Source organism: Pseudomonas gingeri (assembly GCF_013386165.1).
GTDB classification, from domain to species: Bacteria; Pseudomonadota; Gammaproteobacteria; order Pseudomonadales; family Pseudomonadaceae; genus Aquipseudomonas; species Aquipseudomonas gingeri_C.
Map to the genome: position 1 here is coordinate 113,476 of NZ_JACAOS010000001.1, position 20,271 is coordinate 133,746.

Annotated in this window: 19 protein-coding genes; 10 read left to right on the plus strand and 9 right to left on the minus strand. The window is 62.9% G+C overall.

From position 1 onward, the window contains the following. Positions 1-74: 74 nt before the first annotated feature. Together HX866_RS00485 and upp are read right to left on the minus strand one after the other, a co-directional pair. On the minus strand, positions 75-1,349 hold the full coding sequence (locus HX866_RS00485; protein WP_177093227.1) for a uracil-xanthine permease family protein: 1,275 nt from the start codon (positions 1,347-1,349) through the stop codon (positions 75-77). 1 nt (position 1,350) lies between these two features. Continuing rightward, positions 1,351-1,989 carry a uracil phosphoribosyltransferase gene (gene upp / locus HX866_RS00490; protein WP_103496444.1) on the minus strand — a complete coding sequence of 213 codons (639 nt, stop codon included), beginning with the start codon at positions 1,987-1,989 and terminating at the stop codon, positions 1,351-1,353. A 162-nt stretch (positions 1,990-2,151) separates the two neighbouring features. Between upp and HX866_RS00495 the strand changes: the two genes are divergently transcribed. From HX866_RS00495 to HX866_RS00505, 3 genes are read left to right on the plus strand one after another with little or no spacing between them, the layout of a single operon-like run. Continuing rightward, positions 2,152-2,709, plus strand: coding sequence for a hypoxanthine-guanine phosphoribosyltransferase (locus HX866_RS00495; protein WP_177093226.1), 558 nt, complete (start codon positions 2,152-2,154; stop codon positions 2,707-2,709). 3 nt (positions 2,710-2,712) lie between these two features. Further along, complete coding sequence (locus HX866_RS00500; protein ID WP_177126044.1) at positions 2,713-3,186, plus strand: WbuC family cupin fold metalloprotein; 474 nt, start codon at positions 2,713-2,715, stop codon at positions 3,184-3,186. Positions 3,187-3,205: 19 nt separating this feature from the next. Next, positions 3,206-4,147: an AEC family transporter gene (locus tag HX866_RS00505; protein WP_177126045.1), complete on the plus strand. Its 942-nt coding sequence runs from the start codon at positions 3,206-3,208 to the stop codon at positions 4,145-4,147. A 181-nt stretch (positions 4,148-4,328) separates the two neighbouring features. Here HX866_RS00505 and HX866_RS00510 read toward each other — a convergent pair whose 3' ends face one another. From HX866_RS00510 to gatC, 6 genes are all read right to left on the minus strand, one after another. Beyond that, entirely contained in the window at positions 4,329-4,709 is a 381-nt protein-coding gene (locus tag HX866_RS00510; RefSeq protein ID WP_177093223.1) for a carboxymuconolactone decarboxylase family protein, read from the minus strand. A gap of 11 nt (positions 4,710-4,720) precedes the next feature. Then, entirely contained in the window at positions 4,721-5,770 is a 1,050-nt protein-coding gene (locus tag HX866_RS00515) for a calcium/sodium antiporter (RefSeq protein ID WP_371318808.1), read from the minus strand. Between the two features lie 53 nt (positions 5,771-5,823). After that, the gene (locus tag HX866_RS00520; protein ID WP_177093222.1) at positions 5,824-6,195 is read right to left on the minus strand and encodes a septal ring lytic transglycosylase RlpA family protein; all 372 of its coding nucleotides are present in this window, start codon (positions 6,193-6,195) and stop codon (positions 5,824-5,826) included. Between the two features lie 160 nt (positions 6,196-6,355). After that, complete coding sequence (gatB, locus tag HX866_RS00525) at positions 6,356-7,801, minus strand: Asp-tRNA(Asn)/Glu-tRNA(Gln) amidotransferase subunit GatB (RefSeq protein ID WP_177137729.1); 1,446 nt, start codon at positions 7,799-7,801, stop codon at positions 6,356-6,358. A 10-nt stretch (positions 7,802-7,811) separates the two neighbouring features. Then, a complete protein-coding gene (gene gatA, locus HX866_RS00530) occupies positions 7,812-9,263 on the minus strand; it encodes an Asp-tRNA(Asn)/Glu-tRNA(Gln) amidotransferase subunit GatA (RefSeq protein ID WP_177093220.1) in 1,452 nt (483 codons plus the stop codon). 16 nt (positions 9,264-9,279) lie between these two features. Further along, positions 9,280-9,567: an Asp-tRNA(Asn)/Glu-tRNA(Gln) amidotransferase subunit GatC gene (gatC, locus tag HX866_RS00535; RefSeq protein ID WP_100942263.1), complete on the minus strand. Its 288-nt coding sequence runs from the start codon at positions 9,565-9,567 to the stop codon at positions 9,280-9,282. 256 nt (positions 9,568-9,823) lie between these two features. On the opposite strand from gatC, the gene mreB reads away from it, so the two are divergent. The 6 genes from mreB to HX866_RS00565 all read left to right on the plus strand — a co-directional run bounded on the left by mreB (position 9,824) and on the right by HX866_RS00565 (position 18,654). Beyond that, the gene (gene mreB / locus HX866_RS00540; protein ID WP_002555108.1) at positions 9,824-10,861 is read left to right on the plus strand and encodes a rod shape-determining protein MreB; all 1,038 of its coding nucleotides are present in this window, start codon (positions 9,824-9,826) and stop codon (positions 10,859-10,861) included. A 142-nt stretch (positions 10,862-11,003) separates the two neighbouring features. Beyond that, entirely contained in the window at positions 11,004-12,083 is a 1,080-nt protein-coding gene (mreC, locus tag HX866_RS00545; protein ID WP_177093372.1) for a rod shape-determining protein MreC, read from the plus strand. After that, a complete protein-coding gene (gene mreD / locus HX866_RS00550; RefSeq protein ID WP_177093219.1) occupies positions 12,083-12,571 on the plus strand; it encodes a rod shape-determining protein MreD in 489 nt (162 codons plus the stop codon). The genes mreC and mreD overlap by 1 nt, the downstream gene beginning before the upstream one ends. A 69-nt stretch (positions 12,572-12,640) precedes the next feature. Further along, on the plus strand, positions 12,641-13,246 hold the full coding sequence (locus tag HX866_RS00555) for a Maf family protein (protein ID WP_177093218.1): 606 nt from the start codon (positions 12,641-12,643) through the stop codon (positions 13,244-13,246). Positions 13,247-13,305: 59 nt separating this feature from the next. After that, positions 13,306-14,763 carry a ribonuclease G gene (rng, locus tag HX866_RS00560; RefSeq protein WP_103496434.1) on the plus strand — a complete coding sequence of 486 codons (1,458 nt, stop codon included), beginning with the start codon at positions 13,306-13,308 and terminating at the stop codon, positions 14,761-14,763. A gap of 75 nt (positions 14,764-14,838) precedes the next feature. Further along, positions 14,839-18,654 carry a YhdP family protein gene (locus HX866_RS00565; protein ID WP_177137730.1) on the plus strand — a complete coding sequence of 1,272 codons (3,816 nt, stop codon included), beginning with the start codon at positions 14,839-14,841 and terminating at the stop codon, positions 18,652-18,654. Between the two features lie 33 nt (positions 18,655-18,687). On the opposite strand, the gene HX866_RS00570 is transcribed toward HX866_RS00565, so the two are convergent. Next, entirely contained in the window at positions 18,688-19,245 is a 558-nt protein-coding gene (locus HX866_RS00570; protein ID WP_177137731.1) for an EF-hand domain-containing protein, read from the minus strand. A 165-nt stretch (positions 19,246-19,410) separates the two neighbouring features. On the opposite strand from HX866_RS00570, the gene HX866_RS00575 reads away from it, so the two are divergent. Next, complete coding sequence (locus tag HX866_RS00575) at positions 19,411-20,256, plus strand: carbon-nitrogen hydrolase family protein (protein ID WP_177093215.1); 846 nt, start codon at positions 19,411-19,413, stop codon at positions 20,254-20,256. The last annotated feature ends 15 nt before the right edge of the window (positions 20,257-20,271 follow it).

The following is a 20,271-nucleotide window of genomic DNA, read 5'->3' on the forward strand; positions in this document are numbered from 1 at the left end:
GCTTGCCAGCGATGGCGATGTTGGATTCACCACCGTCATCGCCAGCAAGTCGGTTCCTACATTACCGACCAGCCTTACAACAACGGCTCGTCGGCCTTCTTGTTCTTCCAGCCGTCATTACCCGGCAACAACAGGTTCAACGCAATCGCCACAACGGCGCACAGCGCGATGCCCTTGAGCCCGAAGTCATCCGGCCCGGTACCGGTGCCCACCAGCACACCGCCGATGCCGAACACCAGGGTCACCGAGACGATCACCAGGTTGCGCGCCTCGCCCAGGTCGATCTTGTGGCGGATCAGGGTGTTCATCCCCACCGCGGCAATCGAGCCGAACAGCAGGCACAGAATCCCGCCCATCACCGGCACCGGAATGCTCTGCAACAGCGCGCCGAACTTGCCTATAAACGCCAGGCTGATGGCGAAAACCGCCGCCCAGGTCATGATTTTCGGGTTGTAGTTCTTGGTCAGCATCACCGCGCCGGTCACTTCGGCATAAGTGGTGTTGGGCGGGCCACCGAACAGGCCGGCCGCCGTGGTGGCGATACCGTCACCCAGCAAGGTGCGATGCAACCCCGGCTTCTTCAGGTAATCGCGACCGGTCACGCTACCCACCGCGATCACCCCGCCGATATGCTCGATGGCCGGCGCCAGCGCCACCGGGACAATGAACAGGATCGCCTGCCAGTTGAACTCCGGCGCGGTGAAATGCGGCAGGGCGAACCAGGGGGCGGCGGCGATCTTCGCCGTGTCGACCACGCCGAAATAGAACGACATGGCAAACCCTACGAGGACCCCGGAGATGATCGGCACCAGGCGGAAAATGCCCTTGCCGAACACGGCCACGATCAGGGTGGTCAGCAGCGCCGGCATGGAGATCAGCATGGCGGTCTGATAGTGAATCAGCTCGGAACCATCACCGGCCTTGCCCATCGCCATGTTCGCGGCAATCGGCGCCATGGCCAGGCCGATGGAGATAATCACCGGCCCGATCACCACCGGCGGCAGCAGCCGGTCGATAAAACCGGTGCCCTTGATCTTCACCGCCAGGCCCAGGAAGGTGTAGACGAAACCGGCCGCCATCACCCCGCCCATGGTCGCCGCGAGGCCGAACTGGCCCTTGGCGAGAATGATCGGGGTGATAAAGGCAAAGCTCGAGGCCAGGAACACCGGCACCTGACGCCCGGTGACCACTTGGAACAGGAGAGTCCCCAGGCCCGCGGTGAACAGCGCGACGTTCGGGTCGAGGCCGGTAATCAGCGGCATCAACACCAGGGCGCCAAAGGCCACGAAGAGCATTTGCGCGCCCGACAGCACCGTGCGCCAGAGCGGGTCGTTGAACTCATCCTGCATATCAGCCGTCCTTCTGTTTGGTGCCGAAGATCTTGTCACCGGCATCGCCCAGGCCCGGAATGATGTAGCCGTGTTCGTTGAGCTTCTCGTCGATGGACGCGGTGTAGATGGTGACGTCCGGGTGCGCTTTCTCGACGGCGGCGATACCTTCCGGTGCCGCCACCAGGACCATCGCGCGGATGTCCTTGCAGCCGGCTTTCTTCAGCAGGTCGATGGTCGCGACCATCGAACCGCCGGTGGCGAGCATCGGGTCGATGATCATCGCCAGGCGTTCGTCGATTTCCGGGACCAGTTTTTCCAGGTAGGTGTGGGCTTCGAGGGTTTCCTCGTTGCGGGCCACGCCCACGGCGCTGACCTTGGCGCCCGGGATCAGGCTGAGTACACCTTCGAGCATGCCGATGCCGGCGCGCAGGATCGGCACCACGGTAATCTTCTTGCCAGCGATCTTCTCGACCTGGACAGTGCCGCACCAGCCCTCGATATCGTAGGTTTCCAGGGGCAGGTCCTTGGTCGCCTCGTAGGTCAGCAACGCTCCGACTTCCTGAGCGAGCTCACGGAAGTTCTTCGTGCTAATGTCAGCGCGGCGCATCAGGCCGAGCTTGTGGCGGATCAGCGGGTGGCGGATCTCACGGATGGGCATGGGAATAGGCTCCGACGGCGGGCAAAAAACGGCTTAGATTAATCTATCCGCGGTTGTTGTCCTATAGACCAGCAGTACGTTAGTCCAGAAACCCTTGATCTGGTCGCGCCGGGTGCGTACCTTTGCCCGCTTTTCTTGCACAAGCCCCCATTGGAGAACGCCATGTCCGCTGATCTCGAGCATATCCGTCAAGTCATGCGCGAAGCCGACTGCCTGTACAGCAACGACGAAGTCGAAGCGGCCATCGCCCGTGTCGGCGCGCAGATCAACGCCGAACTGGCCGAGAGCAACCCGGTGGTGTTTTGCGTCATGAACGGCGGTCTGATCTTCTGCGGCAAGCTGATGACCCACCTGAACTTCCCGCTGGAAGCCTCGTACCTGCACGCGACCCGCTATCGCAACGAAACCAGCGGCGGCGAGCTGTTCTGGAAAGCCAAGCCGGAAGTGTCGTTCATCGACCGCGATGTGCTGATCATCGATGACATCCTCGACGAAGGGCATACCCTGGGCGCAATCATCGATTTCTGCAAACACGCCGGCGCACGCCGCGTGCACACCGCCGTGCTGATCGACAAGGATCACGACCGCAAGGCCCGCCCGGACCTCAAGGCGGACTACGTCGGCCTGCCGTGCATCGATCGCTACATCTTCGGCTACGGTATGGATTACAAAGGTTACTGGCGCAACGCCGCCGGTATCTACGCCGTCAAGGGGATGTAAGGAATGGGCACGCCCAGCTTTCTTGATCAGGCCTTGTTCGCCGACCTGGCCGAAAAGTCGGCGGCGAGTCCGCGTGGGCGTACCCACCACAATTTTCACCAGATGGATGAGCCTTGCCATCGCCTGGCCGTTGGCCTGCAGTTGGGTACTTATGTTCCGCCCCATCGGCATTTGAGTGCGGACAAGGCGGAAACCTTGCTGGTGCTCAAGGGCAGTCTCGGCCTGTTGGTCTTTGATGAAGCCGGGCAGGTGGTGATCAGCCGTGTCCTGCAGGCGGGTGGTGAATGCCCGGCGGTGGACCTGCCGGCCGGCGTGTTCCATGGCCTGGTGGTGCTGGAAGCCGACACCGTGATGTTCGAATGCAAGGCCGGCCCGTATCGCCCGGTGGGTGAGGGCGAGCTGGCCGACTGGGCACCGCGCGAAGGCGATGCCGAGGTGGCCGACTACCAGGCCTGGATGCGCGCGCAGTTCGCTTGATCGCCAACGGGGGCTCGACATGCTGGCCATCTTTCTCGCGACGCTGACCATTACCGCGCCGGTGTTTGCCATGCTGTTCCTCGGTGTGGTGCTCAAGCGCATCGGTTGGATCAACGACAACTTTATCCACACGGCCTCGGCATTGGTGTTCAACGTCACCATGCCGGCACTGTTGTTTCTCGGGATACTGCACGCCGACCTGCATGCCGCCTTGCAGCCCAAGGTCCTGGCGTACTTCAGCGTGGCCACGCTGGCGGGGTTTGCCGTGGCCTGGGGCTGGGCGATCTGGCGTTGTCCGCTGGAGGATCGCGGGATCTATACCCAGGGCGCCTTTCGCGGTAACAACGGGGTCATCGGCCTGGCGCTGGCCGCGAGCATGTACGGCGCCTACGGGATTTCCCTCGGGGCGATTCTCGCGGCGCTGGTCATTCTCTTCTACAACACCTTGTCGACCATTGTCCTGGCGGTCTACAGCCCGGTGATCAAGTCCGATCCCTGGAGCATCTTCAAGAGTGTGCTGAGCAACCCGCTGATTATCAGCGTGATTGCGGCGGCGCCCTTTGCGTACTGGCAGATAAGCCTGCCCGGCTGGCTGGAAACTTCCGGTAATTACCTGGCGCAGATGACCTTGCCGCTGGCGCTGATCTGCATCGGTGGCACCTTGTCCCTGGCGGCCTTGCGCAAAAGCGGCGACATGGCCTTGAGTGCCAGCCTGGTGAAAATGGTCGGCATGCCGATCATCGCCACCCTGGGCGCCTGGCTCTGCGGCTTTCGTGGGGCGGAGTTGGGGATCCTGTTCCTTTACTTCGGCAGCCCGACGGCGGCGGCCAGCTATGTCATGGCCCGTTCGGCCAATGGCAACCACGAACTGGCGGCGGCGATTATCGTGATCACCACCCTGATGGCGGCGATCACCACCAATATCGGGATCTTCGTGTTGCAGTGGGGCGGCTGGATCTGACGGATCCCGAATCCGCTGAGCCCCTGTTATCGCGAGCAAGTCCGTGTTTCGCCGCACATGATCGACGAGCCCAAAACCTGTAGGAGCCGGCTTGCTGGCGATGGCGTCCGGCAGGACGCTGCAAGGCTTGAGGGCCTCATCGCGAGCAAGCTCGCTCCTACGGTGTGGGGCGGGCGGGGCGTCAGTCGGCTTTCTGGTAGGCGTCGATGACTTCCTGCGCCGCACGGAAGGCGTCGATGGCGGCTGGCACGCCGGCATACACCGCGCAATGCAGCAGCGCCTCGCGAATCTCTTCCACCGTGCAGCCATTGTTCAAGGCGCCGCGCACGTGGCCTTTGAGTTCCTGCGGACACTTGAGCGCGGTCAGGGCGGCGAGGGTGATCAGGCTGCGGGTTTTCAACGGCAATCCTTCGCGGGTCCAGACGCTGCCCCAGGCGTGTTCGTTGACGAAGTCCTGCAACGGTTGGCTGAATTCGGTGGCATTACCCAGGGCGCGGTCGACGAACACATCGCCCATGACCTGACGACGCATCTCGACACCGGCTTTCTTCTGATCGGTCATTGCAGCAGCTCCTATGAATGTTGGCGACGCCAGGCCCTGAATGTACTGAACAGCAGGAACCCACAGAGCGCCGGCAGGATGAAAAACAGCATCAGGCGTTCCAGTTTGTCCGCCATCGGCATACCGGTGGTGAACCACACCACGTGCAGGCCGTAGGCCAGGTACAAACCCAGGAACAACAGGCCCTCGGCGCGGGTGATGCGGTAGCCGGAATAGAACACCGGCCAGCACAGCAGCGCCACCCCGAGCATCACCGGCAGGTCGAAGGCCAGGGCGTTGGGCGACACGGACAGCGGCGCCGGGGCGATCAGTGCGGTGACGCCGAGTACGCCCAGCAGGTTGAACAGGTTGCCGCCGATCACATTACCCACGGCAATATCCCGTTGGCCACGTACCGCGGCGATCAGTGAGGTGGCCAGTTGCGGCAATGAGGTGCCGACCGCGACCACGGTCAGGCCGATGATGCGTTCCGACAGGCCCAGCTCGGTGGCCACGTCCACGGCGGCGTCCAGCAGCAGGTGCCCGGCGATCACCAGCAGGCCCAGGCCGAGGACCATCCAGGCCAGGCTGCTCAGCCAGGGGGCGGGTTTGCGCAGGGCAACGGGGGTGTGTGGCGAGGCATGGCCATGGTGCCGGGACTGGCGCAGCAGCAGGCCGAGGTACAACGCAAAGGCGATCAGCATCACCAGGCCGTCGAGGCGCCCCAGTTCTTCTTTGAACGCCAGGCCGAACACCAGCAGGCTGGCGAGGATCATCAGTGGGATGTCCAGGCGGATCAGCTGGCGCGAGACCCGCAACGGGATGATCAGCGCCGAGAAACCCAGGGTGACCAGGGTATTGAAGATATTGCCGCCGATCACGCTGCCTACCGCGATATCGGCGTTCTCGGCCGCAGCCGCCTGCACGCTGACCGCCAACTGTGGCGCGCTGCTGCCGAAGGCGACGACGGTGAGGCCGATCAGCAGCGGCCGCACGCCGAGGCTCGCGGCCAGGCGCACGGCGGCGCGCACCAGCAGTTCGGCGCCGAGGATCAACAGCAAGAGGCCGCCGCTCAGTTGCATCAGGCTTAGCCAGGGAAGGGTGGTCAATCCGAAAATGGCGGGGGCTCCAGCGGTCAGTCGTCGAGGCTTTGGATGCGTACGCGGGCGGTGCCGTTTTGCAGCATGCCCAGTTGGGCGGCCGCTTCGCGTGAAAGATCGATCAGCCGCCCACGGGTGTGCGGGCCGCGATCATTGATGCGTACTATGACCGATTTGTCGTTGGCCAGGTTGGTGACTTTCACCCGGGTGCCGAAGGGCAGTTGGCGATGGGCCGCAGTCATTGCGTGCGGGTCGAAGGGTTCGCCGCTGGCGGTGCGTTTGCCCTGGTGTTGAGCGCCGTAATACGAAGCCATGCCGGTTTCGTCGTAGCCGCGCGGGTCGATGTCGTGGGTGGCGCAGCCAGCCAGGAGGCTGAGGAGGGCAAGGGCGGCGAGCAGACGCTTCATCTTGAGTCCCCACTGTAAAAGGTAGCGGCCAAACCCCTGTAGGAGCCGGCTTGCTGGCGATTCGCAGGAACAACGCGGTGTTTCGGGTGCACCGCGTTATCGTTCATCGCCAGCAAGCCGGCTCCCACTGGGAGGGGCGTGACCGCCTTGGCAGTTGCGATCAGCCTTCGAGCTTGCTTTTCAGCAGTTCGTTGACTTGCTGCGGGTTGGCCTTGCCCTTCGAGGCCTTCATTGCCTGGCCGACAAAGAAGCCGAACATCTTGCCGCGCTTGGCTTCATCCGACGCCCGATACTGTTCGACCTGCTCGGCGTTGGCCGCCAGCACTTCGTCCAGGACCTTCTCGATGGCGCCGCTGTCCGTGACCTGCTTCAAGCCACGGGTCTCGATCACTTCGTCCGCGCTGCCTTCGCCGTTGGCCATGGCTTCGAAAACCATCTTGGCGATCTTGCCGGAGATGGTGTTGTCCTTGATTCGCAGCAACATACCGCCCAGTTGCTCGGCGCTGACCGGAGCCTGGTCGATGTCCACGCCCAGCTTGTTCAGCAGGCTGCCCAGCTCAACCATGACCCAGTTGGCCGCCAGCTTGGCGTCGCCACCGATGCTCACGACTTTTTCGAAGTAGTCCGCCTGCTCACGGCTCGAGGCCAGTACGCTGGCATCATAGACCGAAAGCCCGAACTGCTCCTGGAAGCGCTCGCGTTTCTGCGGTGGCAGTTCCGGCAACTGTGCACGGACTTCATCGAGGAAGGCATCCTCGATCACCACCGGCAGTAGGTCGGGATCGGGGAAGTAACGGTAGTCGTTGGCTTCCTCCTTGCTGCGCATGGCGCGGGTTTCGTCCTTGTTCGGATCGTACAGGCGGGTCTGCTGGATGACCTTGCCGCCGTCTTCGATCAGCTCGATCTGGCGCTGGATCTCGGTGTTGATCGCCTTCTCGATAAAGCGGAACGAGTTGACGTTCTTGATCTCGCAGCGGGTGCCGAACTCGACCTGGCCCTTGGGCCGCACCGAGACGTTGCAGTCGCAACGCAGCGAGCCTTCGGCCATGTTGCCGTCGCAGATGCCCAGGTAACGCACCAGCGCGTGGATCGCCTTGACGTAGGCCACGGCTTCCTTGGCGCTGCGCATGTCCGGTTCGGAAACGATTTCCAGCAGCGGGGTGCCGGCACGGTTCAGGTCGACGCCGGTGAAACCGTTGAACTCTTCATGCAGGCTCTTGCCGGCGTCTTCTTCCAGGTGCGCACGGGTAATCCCGACGCGCTTGACCGTACCGTCTTCGAGGGTGATGTCCAGGTGGCCCTTACCGACGATCGGCAGTTCCATCTGGCTGATCTGGTAGCCCTTGGGCAGGTCCGGGTAGAAGTAGTTCTTGCGGGCGAACACGTTGTGTTGGCCGATCTCGGCGTCGATGGCGAGGCCGAACTTCACCGCCATGCGTACCGCTTCCTGGTTCAGCACCGGCAGGACACCGGGCATGCCCAGGTCAACCAGGCTCGCCTGGGTGTTCGGTTCGGAACCGAAGGTGGTGGCACTACCGGAGAAAATCTTCGATTGGGTGGCGAGCTGGGTATGAATCTCCAGCCCGATCACGACTTCCCATTGCATGTGTTTCTCCTCAGAAGCCTTCAGGTGTGCGGGTGTGCCAGTCGGTGTTCAACTGATACTGGTGCGCAACGTTGAGCAGACGGCCTTCCTGGAAATACGGGGCCAGCAGTTGAACGCCTACCGGCAGGCCGTCGACGAAACCGGCCGGCATCGACAGGCCCGGCAGGCCCGCAAGGTTGGCGGTGATGGTGTAGACGTCTTCCAGGTAGGCCGCGACCGGGTCGCTGCTCTTGGCGCCGATCTTCCACGCCGGGTTTGGCGTGGTCGGGCCGAGGATGACGTCGACGTCGTTGAAGGCCGCCATGAAGTCGTTCTTGATCAGGCGACGGATCTTCTGCGCCTGCAGGTAGTAGGCGTCGTAGTAGCCGGCCGACAGCGCGTAGGCACCAACCAGGATACGGCGCTGGACTTCCGCACCGAAGCCTTCGCCACGGGAACGCTTGTACAGGTCGGTGAGGTCTACCGGGTTTTCGCAGCGATAGCCGAAACGCACGCCATCAAAACGCGACAGGTTCGACGAGGCTTCCGCCGGGGCGATCACGTAGTAAGCGGGAATCGCGTGCTGCATGTTCGGCAGGCTGATTTCCTTGATGATCGCGCCGAGTTTTTCAAGCTCCTTGATGCTGGCCTGGATCAGTTCGGCGATACGTGGGTCGAGGCCGGCACCGAAGTATTCCTTCGGCACGCCGATGCGCAGGCCCTGGATCGAGGTGCCCAGGCTGGCGGAGTAATCCGGGACCGGCTCGTCGATGCTGGTGGAGTCCTGTGGGTCGAAGCCGGCCATGCCTTGCAGCAGCAGGGCGCAGTCTTCGGCGGTGCGTGCCAGCGGGCCAGCCTGGTCGAGGCTGGAGGCGTAGGCGATCATGCCCCAGCGCGAAACACGGCCGTAGGTCGGTTTCAGTCCGGTGAGGTTGGTCAGCGCCGCCGGCTGGCGGATCGAACCGCCGGTGTCGGTGCCGGTGGCCGCCGGCAGCAGGCGTGCGGCAACTGCCGCCGCCGAACCGCCGGACGAGCCGCCCGGGACGTGTTCCAGGTTCCACGGGTTTTTCGCTGGGCCGTAATAGCTCGATTCGTTACCCGAGCCCATGGCGAATTCGTCCATGTTGGTCTTGCCCAGGGTCACGGTGCCGGCGGCCGCGAGCTTGGCGACCACGGTGGCGTCGTAGGGGGCCTTGAAGTTGTCGAGCATCTTCGAGCCGCAACTGGTGCGCACACCCTGGGTGCAGAACAGGTCCTTGTGGGCGATCGGCGCGCCCAGCAGGGCGCCGTTCTCGCCGGCGGCACGCCGCACGTCGGCAGCTTTGGCCTGGCTCAGGGCCAGGTCCTCGGTAAGGCTGATAAAACTGTTGAGCTGCGGGTCGAGCTGGGCGACACGCGCCAGCAGGGTCCGGGTCAGCTCTTCGGAGGAGAATTTCTTGTCGGCGAGGCCACGGGCGATCTCGGCCAGGGTCATCTGATGCATTGCAGGCTCTTTCCCTTTAGTCGATGACTTTCGGAACCAGGTACAGGCCGTTTTCGACCGCTGGCGCGATGGACTGATAAGCCTCGCGGTGATTTCGCTCGGTCACGGCGTCGGCGCGCAGGCGCTGATTCGCTTCCAGAGGGTGGGCGAGGGGTTCGATACCGCGGGTATCGACAGCCTGCATCAGGTCGACCAGGCCCAGAATGCTGTTCAGGGCCTCGGTGGTGCGTGGAAGATCGGCTTCGACCAGGCCCAGGCGGGCCAGGTGAGCGATTTTTTCCACGTCGGAGCGTTCAAGCGCCATGGGGATCTCCAGTGGAAAACCGGACGGAAGGAGCCCGTTCGGTTAGGCAAGACACAATAAAGAGTGTCAATAAGTGCGGGCGCGACTTACGATTGTCGGAACACTACCGCATTTTTACGGTCACATGGCCGCGATTGTATGGGATGGTGCTCGGAAAAACGCCTAATTTAACATATTGGCGCCTTGCCCAAAATCCCCGTCGTTGTTAGAGTCTGCCGCACTTTTTTACCCACGCGTTGCCCAGGGTCCCTTTCCAATGTTCAAGAAACTGCGTGGCATGTTTTCCAGCGATCTCTCCATCGACCTGGGCACAGCCAACACCCTTATCTACGTGCGCGAGCGCGGTATCGTCCTGAATGAGCCATCGGTTGTTGCGATTCGCACCCATGGCAACCAGAAGAGCGTCGTCGCCGTCGGCACCGAGGCCAAGCGCATGCTCGGCCGTACGCCAGGCAACATTGCTGCCATTCGTCCGATGAAAGACGGCGTGATCGCCGACTTCAGCGTCTGCGAAAAGATGCTGCAGTACTTCATCAACAAGGTGCATGAAAACAGCTTCCTGCAGCCCAGCCCTCGGGTGCTGATCTGCGTACCGTGCAAATCGACCCAGGTCGAGCGTCGTGCCATCCGTGAATCGGCCCTTGGTGCCGGTGCCCGTGAAGTGTTCCTGATCGAAGAGCCGATGGCCGCCGCTATCGGTGCCGGCCTGCCGGTGGAAGAAGCCCGCGGTTCGATGGTGGTCGATATCGGTGGTGGTACCACTGAAATCGCCCTGATCTCCCTGAACGGCGTGGTCTATGCCGAATCCGTCCGTGTCGGCGGCGACCGCTTCGACGAAGCGATCATCACCTACGTGCGTCGCAACTACGGCAGCCTGATCGGTGAATCCACCGCCGAGCGCATCAAGCAGGAAATCGGTACCGCCTACCCGGGCGGCGAAGTCCGTGAAGTCGACGTCCGCGGCCGTAACCTGGCCGAGGGCGTGCCACGTGCCTTCACCCTGAATTCCAACGAAGTGCTGGAAGCTCTGCAGGAGTCCCTGGCGACTATCGTCCAGGCGGTGAAAAGCGCCCTGGAGCAATCGCCTCCGGAGCTGGCTTCGGACATCGCCGAGCGCGGCCTGGTGCTGACCGGTGGTGGCGCATTGCTGCGTGACCTCGACAAGCTGCTGGCCCAGGAAACCGGCCTGCCGGTGATCGTTGCCGAAGATCCGCTGACCTGTGTCGCCCGTGGCGGCGGTCGTGCCCTGGAAATGATGGATAAGCACACCATGGATCTGCTTTCCAGCGAGTAAGTTCGCTGAGAAGCTCTATGCTGTTCCGCGCGCAGGCAGCACTTTGCAGTGCTGCCTGTTGCGTTTATCTTCTGTCAATCTTCATCCAGGCCGGTGTGATGCCGTATGAATAAAATGACTCATTGCCTGGGAGGAGCGGCCTATTAAACCGCTTTTTGCCAAAGGCCCCTCATTGGGCGTGCGCTTGCTGGTGCTGGTCGTGCTATCGGTCGCGCTGATGGTGGTCGATGCCCGTTTCACGCTGCTCAAACCGGTGCGCAGCCAGATGTCGCTGGTGCTGATGGAGTCGTACTGGATCACCGACCTGCCGCAACGCTTGTGGCAAGGCGTGGCCAGTCAGTTCGGCAGTCGTACCGAACTGGTCGCCGAAAACGAAAAACTCCAGACCGAAAACCTGCTGCTGCAAGGACGCCTGCAAAAACTTGCGGCCTTGACCGAGCAGAACGTTCGCCTGCGCGAGTTGCTCAACTCCTCGGCGCTGGTCAACGAGAAGGTCGAAGTGGCCGAGCTGATCGGCATGGACCCCAATCCCTTCACCCATCGCATCATCATCAACAAGGGTGAGCGTGACGGTGTGGTCCTCGGTCAACCGGTGCTCGATGCCCGTGGCCTGATGGGCCAGGTGGTCGAGTTGATGCCTTACACCTCGCGTGTGCTGCTGCTTACCGACACCACCCACAGCATTCCGGTGCAGGTCAACCGCAACGGTCTGCGGGCGATTGCCAGCGGTACCGGCAATCCCGAGCGTCTGGAGTTGCGCCACGTCGCCGACACCGCCGACATCAAGGAAGGCGACCTGCTGGTCAGCTCCGGCCTGGGTCAGCGTTTCCCGGCGGGTTACCCGGTGGCGACGGTCAAGGAAGTGATTCACGATTCCGGCCAGCCTTTCGCCATTGTCCGCGCCGTGCCGACCGCCGCGTTGAACCGCAGCCGTTACCTGTTGCTGGTGTTCAGTGACGGTCGCACCCCGGAAGAGCGTGCCAACGAAGCCGCCCAGGCCCAGGAAGCCGATCGCCAGGGTGGTGAAGGTGCGCCGGTGGTTCCGGCCACCGTGCCCAAAGTGGCGCCCGCGACGCCTGCCAAGCCGACCGCACCTGCTGCACCGGTCGCGGCACCGGCAACCCCGGCCAAGCCGGCGGCCCATGCCGTCAAGCCCCCTGCCAAACCCGCTGCCAGCAAACCGCCGGCAGCGACACGGGCAGCCCCCCGGACGGAGGAATAATGGCTGGTACCTTTTCCCGCAATGGCTGGATCGTCTGGCTGACCTTCGCCATCGGCCTGTTGCTCAGCGTTTCACCATTGCCGCAGTTCATGGAGATCCTGCGTCCGCTGTGGCTGGCGCTGTTGCTGGCGTTCTGGGCGTTGTACCTGCCGCACAAGATCGGCATGGTTACCGCGTTCCTGCTGGGCCTGGCCGAAGATGTGCTCTACGGCACCCTGCTGGGACAGAACGCGCTGATCCTGACCCTGATCACGTTCCTCGTGCTGTCGCTGCAACAACGCCTGCGGATGTTCCCGATGTGGCAACAGAGCCTGGTGCTGCTGGTGATCTTCGGCCTGGCGCAGTTGGTGCAACTCTGGCTCAGCGCCTTGACCGGCAACCGTCAACCGACCCTGGCGCTGGTGCTGCCGGCCCTGGTCAGTGCGTTGCTCTGGCCTTGGGTCAGCTTCGGCCTGCGCGGGTTACGCCGCCGTTTCAAAATCAACTGACGGGAAGTCGCCTGCCATTTGCAGGTGGGCGACGATCCTGCTGCAGAGCCCTGACACGGAGATGTCTCGATGACCTCGCTCTACCTGGCTTCCGGCTCACCGCGTCGACGTGAACTGCTGACACAGATCGGCGTGTCGTTCAGCGTCATCAGTGCCGAGATCGACGAAACCCCGTTGCCCGATGAAAGCCCGCCGGCTTATGTCGAGCGTCTGGCGCGTGGCAAGGCCGCTGCCGGTCGTGCTCGCCTCGGCGCCGGGCAGGCCGCGGCCGGTACCTGCGTGTTGGGGGCCGACACCGCGGTAGTCCTGGACGGGCGAATTCTCGGCAAGCCAGTGGATGAAGCCGATGCCTTGGCCATGTTGCAGGCCTTGTCCGACCGCGAACACGAAGTGCTGACCGCCATTGCCGTGCTCGACGGTGAGCGCTGCGAATCCCGAGTGGTGCGCAGTTTGGTGAAATTTCGTGCAATACAATCCCAGGAAGCCCACCTCTACTGGTCCAGCGGCGAGCCACGGGACAAGGCGGGCGCCTATGCTATTCAAGGCCTGGCGGCAGTCTTCGTGGTCAGCTTGAATGGCAGCTATTCCGCCGTTGTCGGCCTGCCCGTGTGCGAAACCGCAGAACTGCTCGGGCATTTCGGCATACCCTGTTGGCAAAACCTTGTCGTGCGCTGATTGCCGCACACCCGCGATATGGCAATTTTATTGTGAAAACGCCTGAACGAGACCCAGCCATGAGTGAAGAGATCCTGATCAACATCACGCCGATGGAATCGCGCGTGGCGGTGGTAGAGAACGGCGTGTTGCAAGAGGTTCATGTCGAGCGTACGCAGAAACGCGGGATTGTCGGCAATATCTACAAGGGCAAGGTGGTGCGGGTGTTGCCGGGCATGCAGGCGGCCTTCGTCGATATCGGCCTGGACCGGGCGGCGTTTATCCACGCCTCGGAAATCTCCATGCGCGAAGGGCCGGCGGTGGAAAGCATCAGCGCCCTGGTGCACGAAGGGCAGAGCCTGGTGGTGCAAGTCACCAAGGACCCCATCGGCACCAAGGGCGCACGCCTGACCACACAACTGTCGATCCCTTCCCGCTACCTGGTGTACATGCCGCGTACCGCCCACGTTGGCATTTCCCTGAAGATCGAGGACGAAGCCGAGCGCGAGCGCCTCAAGCAGGTGGTCAGCGATTGCGTGGCCCGTGAAGGTATCACCGAGGCCGGCGGCTTTATCCTGCGCACTGCGGCCGAGGGCGCCGGTGCCGACGAGATCATGATGGACATCCGCTACCTGCGGCGTCTCTGGGACCAGATCGGCGCGCAGATCAAGACCATCGGTGCCCCCAGCGTGATCTATGAGGACCTGGGCCTGGCCCTGCGTACCCTGCGCGACCTGGTCAGCCCGAAGATCGAGAAAATTCGCATCGACTCGCGGGAAACCTTCCAGAAGACCACACAGTTCGTTGCCGAATTGATGCCGGAAATCGCCGATCGCCTGGAGCATTACCCCGGCGAGCGGCCGATCTTCGACCTCTATGGCGTCGAGGACGAGATCCAGAAGGCCCTGGAACGCAAGGTGCCACTCAAGTCCGGCGGCTACCTGGTGGTCGACCCGGCCGAGGCCATGAGCACCATCGATGTCAACACCGGGGCCTTCGTCGGTCATCGCAACCTCGAAGAAACCATCTTCAAGACCAACCTCGAAGCGGCCACCGCGATTGCCCGGCAACTGCGCCTGCGCAACCTCGGCGGGATCATCATCATCGACTTCATCGACATGGAAGACGAGGAGCACCAGCGCCAGGTCCTGCGGACCCTGGAAAAACAGCTGGAGCGCGATCACGCCAAGACCAACATCATCGGCATCACCGAATTGGGCCTGGTGCAGATGACCCGCAAGCGCACCCGCGAAAGCCTCGAACAGGTGCTGTGCGAGCCGTGCAGCAGTTGCCAGGGCCGCGGCAAGCTGAAGACCCCGGAAACGGTTTGCTACGAGATTTTTCGTGAAATCTTGCGTGAGGCCCGCGCCTACCAGGCCGAAGGTTATAGAGTGTTGGCCAACCAGAAGGTGGTCGACCGCTTGCTGGACGAAGAGTCCGGCAATGTCGCCGAGTTGGAAGGCTTTATTGGCCGCACCATTCGTTTCCAGGTCGAGACCATGTATTCCCAGGAACAATATGACGTGGTGCTGCTCTGATTTCCTGTACTGAGAACCTGCAATCGCGGTCTTGCGTCGACCTGTGTATTGAACCTTGCCTGAGGGGGCACTGACATGGAGCGTCTGACACGCTTTGTTGCCGGCCTGACCCGTTGGAGCATGGGCCTCTGTGCGTTATTGCTGGTGCTGCTGGCGTTGTATGTCAGCCTGGGTCGGCAACTGGTGCCGCTGGTGGCCGAGTATCGCGCCGATATTGAAAGCAAGGCCCAGGCCGCCGTGGGGCTGCCGCTGTCCATCGGCAGCCTCGAAGGGCGCTGGCACGGGCTGGCCCCGGTGTTGCTGGCCCATGATGTGAGGGTCGGCGAGGGCGCCTCGGCGCTGTTGCTCGACAAGGTCCAGGTGGTTCCCGACCTCTGGGCCAGCCTGCGGGCCCGCGAAGTGCGGATTGCCCATCTTGAGCTGGACGGCCTGCAACTGAGCCTGAAAGAAGACCAGGATGGCCACTGGGCCCTCCAGGGTTTGCCGGTCCAGGGTGACCAGCCGCTGGACCCCGGACAGTTGCTGACCCGCCTGCAGATGGTCAAGCAGCTTTCGGTGCTCGACAGCCAGTTGACCTTGCAGCCTTTCGGCGAGTCACCGCTGACCCTGACTTACGTCGGTCTCAACCTGCAAAGCGGGGTTTCTCGCCAGCGCCTCGACCTGCGCCTGAATTTGCCTGACGGCCAGCCCCTGGCCCTGAACCTGCAAACCCGCCTGCACGCCAGCGACTGGCGCAACGGCACGGCAAAAGCCTACCTGAGCTTGCCGCAGAGCGACTGGGCGCGCTGGTTGCCGGCCCGCCTGATCGGACAATGGAAAATCGCCACGCTCAAGGCCGGTGGTGAGTTCTGGCTGAACTGGGGCGAGGGCACCGTGCAGAGCGCCGTGGTCCGCCTCAATGCGCCACAGTTCCAGGGCGCTTATGCCCAGCGCCAGCCGGCAAGTATCGATAACCTGGCCCTCAACGCCTATATCCAGCACACCGGACAGGGTTTTGACGTACAACTCAACTCCCTGGCGATGAACCTGGGGAAGACCCGCTGGGAAAGCCACGTGCAGTTGCAGCAACTGGCCGCCACCGACAAGGACCCGGAACGCTGGCACCTGCAGGCCGACCGCCTCGACCTGACCCCGATCACCCCCTTGCTTGATGCCCTGGCGCCCTTGCCCGAGGGTCTGGCCACCGCCATCGACCACCTGAAAGTCACCGGCGTCCTGCGCAACGTGCTGCTGGATTACCGGCCCCAGGTCAGCGGTGATCAAAAACTCAGTTTTGCCGCGAACCTGGAGCGAGTCGGTTTCGACGCCTACCATGACGCCCCGGCGGCGCGTAACGTCAGCGGCAGCATCAGCGGCGACCTCGGCCAGGGCGAGTTGCGTATGGACAGCAAGGATTTCTCCCTGCACCTGTACCCGATCTTCAACAACCCCTGGCAGTACCTGCAAGCCAATGCGCGCCTGACCTGGCGCCTGGACTCGGAAGGTTTCACCCTGATCGCGCCGTACATCAAGGTGCTCGGTGAAGAAGGCAAGATCGCCGCCGACTTCCTGATCCGCCTGCACTTTGCCCCGGGCACCGAAGACTACATGGACCTGCGGGTCGGCCTGGTGGATGGTGAGGGTCGCTTCACCTCCAAATACCTGCCGGCGGTGTTGAGCCCGGCGCTGGATGAATGGCTGCGTAATTCGATCCTGCATGGCGCGGTGGACCAGGGGTTCTTCCAGTACCAGGGTTCGCTGAACCACGATGCCTCGGCCGCGGCGCGCAATATCAGCCTGTTCTTCAAGGTCCATGATGCCGAACTGGCGTTCCAGCCGGGCTGGCCCCATGTCAGCAAGGTCAAGGGCGATGTCTTTATCGAGGACAGCGGGGTGCGGATCAAGGCCAGCGAAGGCCAACTGCTCGACACCCAGGTCCACGACATCGTGGTCAATATTCCCCATGTGCCCAGTGGGCAGCACAGCCATTTGCTGCTCGACGGCAACTTTGCCGGTGGCTTGGGTGACGGCCTGAAGATTCTCCAGGAAGCACCGATCGGCACGGGCGCGACGTTTGCCGGCTGGCAGGCCACGGGTGACCTGTCGGGCAAGGTGAGTCTCGATGTACCGCTGGTCAAGGCCGAGGAGCCGAAGATCCTGGTGGATTTCAAGACCGACAAGGCCACGCTCAAACTGCCTGATCCGGCCCTGGAACTGAGCCAGCTCAAAGGCAGTTTCCGCTTCGACAGCGCCAAGGGCCTGAGCGCCGATAACATCAGTGCCCAGGCATTCGATCGGCCCATCACCGCGCAGATTTTTGCCGACGGCAAGCCGGGCAGTCTCAATACCCGGGTCGTGGCCAAGGGGCAGGTGGCGATCAAGAAACTCAGCGATTGGCTGGGTGTCAACCAGCCGCTGCCGGTGTCCGGCGACCTGCCTTACCAGTTGCAACTGAACCTGGACGGTCCCGACAGCCAGTTGATGATCAACTCCAACCTCAAGGGCGTTGCCGTCGATTTGCCGGCGCCGTTCGGCATGCCGGCCAGCGAGGGCCGTGACAGCGTGTTCCGCATGACCCTGCAAGGCGCCGAGCGGCGTTACTGGTTCGATTACGGCACCCTGGCCAACTTCACCTTTGCCGCCCCGAGCGGCAAGTTTGGCGAGGGCCGTGGCGAACTGTTCCTCGGCGAGGGTGATGCGCAACTGCCGACGACCCAGGGCCTGCGGATTCGCGGGGTCTTGTCGGAACTGGATCTGGAACCCTGGAAAGCCGTCGCCGACCGTTATGCCGGCCAGGACCCGGGCGGCAGCGCCAAGCAGCTGCTCAGCCGCGCGGATTTCAAGGTCGGCAAGCTCAGCGCTTTCGGTACCCAGTTCGATCAGGTGAGTTTGCTGATGGCCCGCAGCGCCAATGCCTGGGGCTTGCAGATCGACAGCCAGCAGGCCAAGGGCAGCGTGACCTTGCCGGATGCCAAGGGCGTGCCGATTGGGGTCAAGCTGGCCTATGTTCGCTTGCCGGCGCCGGACCCGAGTGTGGTGGCGGATGAGAATGCGCCAGACCCCTTGGCTTCGGTCGATCCTCGGCAGATTCCGGCAGTGGACGTGAGCATCGAGCAACTGTTCCAGGGCAACGACCTGGTGGGGGCCTGGTCGCTCAAGGCGCGTCCGACCCCCAAGGGGATCAAGCTTGATGACCTCAACCTTGGTCTCAAGGGCCTGCAACTGCGTGGCTCCGGCGGTTGGGAAGGGGTTCCCGGCAGCAGCGGCAGCTGGTTCAACGGGCGCCTGGAAGGCAAGAACCTGGCGGACGTGCTCAAGGCCTGGAGTTATGCCCCGACCGTGACCAGTGAGGAATTCAACCTTGACGTCGATGGCCGTTGGCCAGGGTCGCCGGCGTGGGTCGGTCCCAAGCGTTTCTCGGGCAGTCTCGATGCGACCCTGAACAAGGGCCAGTTCGTCGAGGCCGACGGCGGTGCCCAGGCCCTGCGGGTATTCGGCCTGTTGAACTTCAACTCTATCGGCCGTCGCCTGCGCCTGGACTTTTCCGACCTGCTGGGCAAAGGCCTGAGCTACGACCGGGTCAAGGGCCTGCTGGTGGCCAGTGATGGCGTCTATGTGACGCGCAAGCCGATCACCCTGACCGGCCCGTCGAGCAACCTGGAGCTCAACGGCACCCTCGACATGGTCGCCGACCGGGTCGATGCCAAGTTGCTGGTGACCTTGCCGGTGACCAACAACCTGCCGATTGCCGCCTTGATCGTCGGCGCGCCGGCCATCGGCGGCGCGCTGTTCCTGATCGACAAGCTGATCGGCGACCGTGTGGCCCGTTTCGCCAGCGTCAAATACAGCGTCACCGGCCCCTGGAAAGAACCGAAGATCACCTTCGACAAGCCGTTTGATAAATCGAAGTAAAGCTTGAAGCGGTGCGAGCCCGGTGTGACCGGCTCAATCCGCCTCAAGGGGGCCGAGCAACCAGGTGCCAGTCGAACGCGGGCGGTCATCGAAATAGTAGGCCTGGATGGCATCGAGTAGCTGCGTGCGTCCGATCAGTCCATCGCAGTTGGTGTCCAGGCGAGCAAAAGCTTCACGCGCGTCGGGCTCGGCAAGATTCATCAGGGCTCCGGTCCAGCGTACGTATTCGTCTCGGCTGATCTGACCATCCTGGTCGGTATCGATGACCTCCATGAGCGCATCGAGATAGGGCCGGTAGCTTTGCTGGAACGTTTCGGGTGATTCCAGCAGCCCGGTGGCAAAAGCGCGCCGGTACTCGGCTTCGCTGATTCGGCCATCGCCATCGCTATCGGCCAGCTCCTCCAGATGAGTCCACAGGTTCAGGCTCAGCGTGCGTAGCCGCTTGAGTGCCAGGGATTGCTGGCTGTGGTTGAAGGCCGCAGCGAGTCGGGTGATGCCGAGATCGAAGTCTTCGCGTTGGATAAAACCATCGTTATCGAGGTCGTAGGTGCGAAAGCGGCGGGCAAGCTTTCGCTCAAGGAACGTTGACATGGCAGTGCCTCCTGACAGTGGATAACGGCCGCGTCATCGCGCATTGCCGTTAACTACCGGTGTCAGTGTAGTGCATGGACGTGATCGCTCCCCATGGACCGGCGCCAATGAACAATGTCTCTGAAGATGGGGTAGCATGGCGCCATGTCTTTGAAGGAGTGCGCCATGACCTTTTCCGTCATTCAAATGGTCAGCCAGAGCGATGTCCTGGCCAACCTGGCCCAGGCGCGCGCGCTGCTGGAGCGTGCGGCCGAAGGCGGGGCGCGGCTGGCCGTGCTGCCGGAAAACTTCGCCGCCATGGGCCGTCGCGACATCGCTGAAATCGGCCGCGCCGAAGCCCTGGGTGAAGGACCTATCCTGCCATGGTTGAAACAGGCCGCCCGCGACCTCAAGTTATGGATAGTGGCGGGCACCTTGCCGTTACCCCCCGTCGACCAACCGCGTGCCAAGGCCAATGCCTGCTCGCTGCTGATCGATGAGCAGGGCGAGACAGTGGCGCGTTACGACAAGCTGCATTTGTTCGATGTGGATGTGGCGGACACTCGCGGGCGTTATCGCGAATCCGATGACTATGCTTATGGCAGCCAGGTGGTGGTGGCCGATACCCCGGTCGGGCGCCTGGGTTTGAGTGTGTGTTACGACCTGCGCTTTCCCGAGCTCTACAGTGAATTGCGCAAGGCCGGTGCCGAATTGATTACCGCGCCCTCGGCCTTTACCGCCGTGACCGGCGCCGCGCATTGGGAGGTGCTGATTCGCGCCCGGGCCATCGAGACCCAGTGTTACCTGCTGGCGGCGGCCCAGGGCGGCGTGCATCCGGGGCCGCGAGAAACCTTCGGCCATGGGGCGATTGTCGACCCGTGGGGGCGTATCGTCGCAGAACAGGATCAAGGCGAAGCGGTGTTGCTGGCCGAACGCGACAGTAATGAACAGGCGTCCATCCGGGCGCGGATGCCGGTGGCGAGCCATCGGCGCTTTTTCTCGCAGGGCGCGCAGCGGCCTGTATCGGAATGACGAATTAAGGCGCAA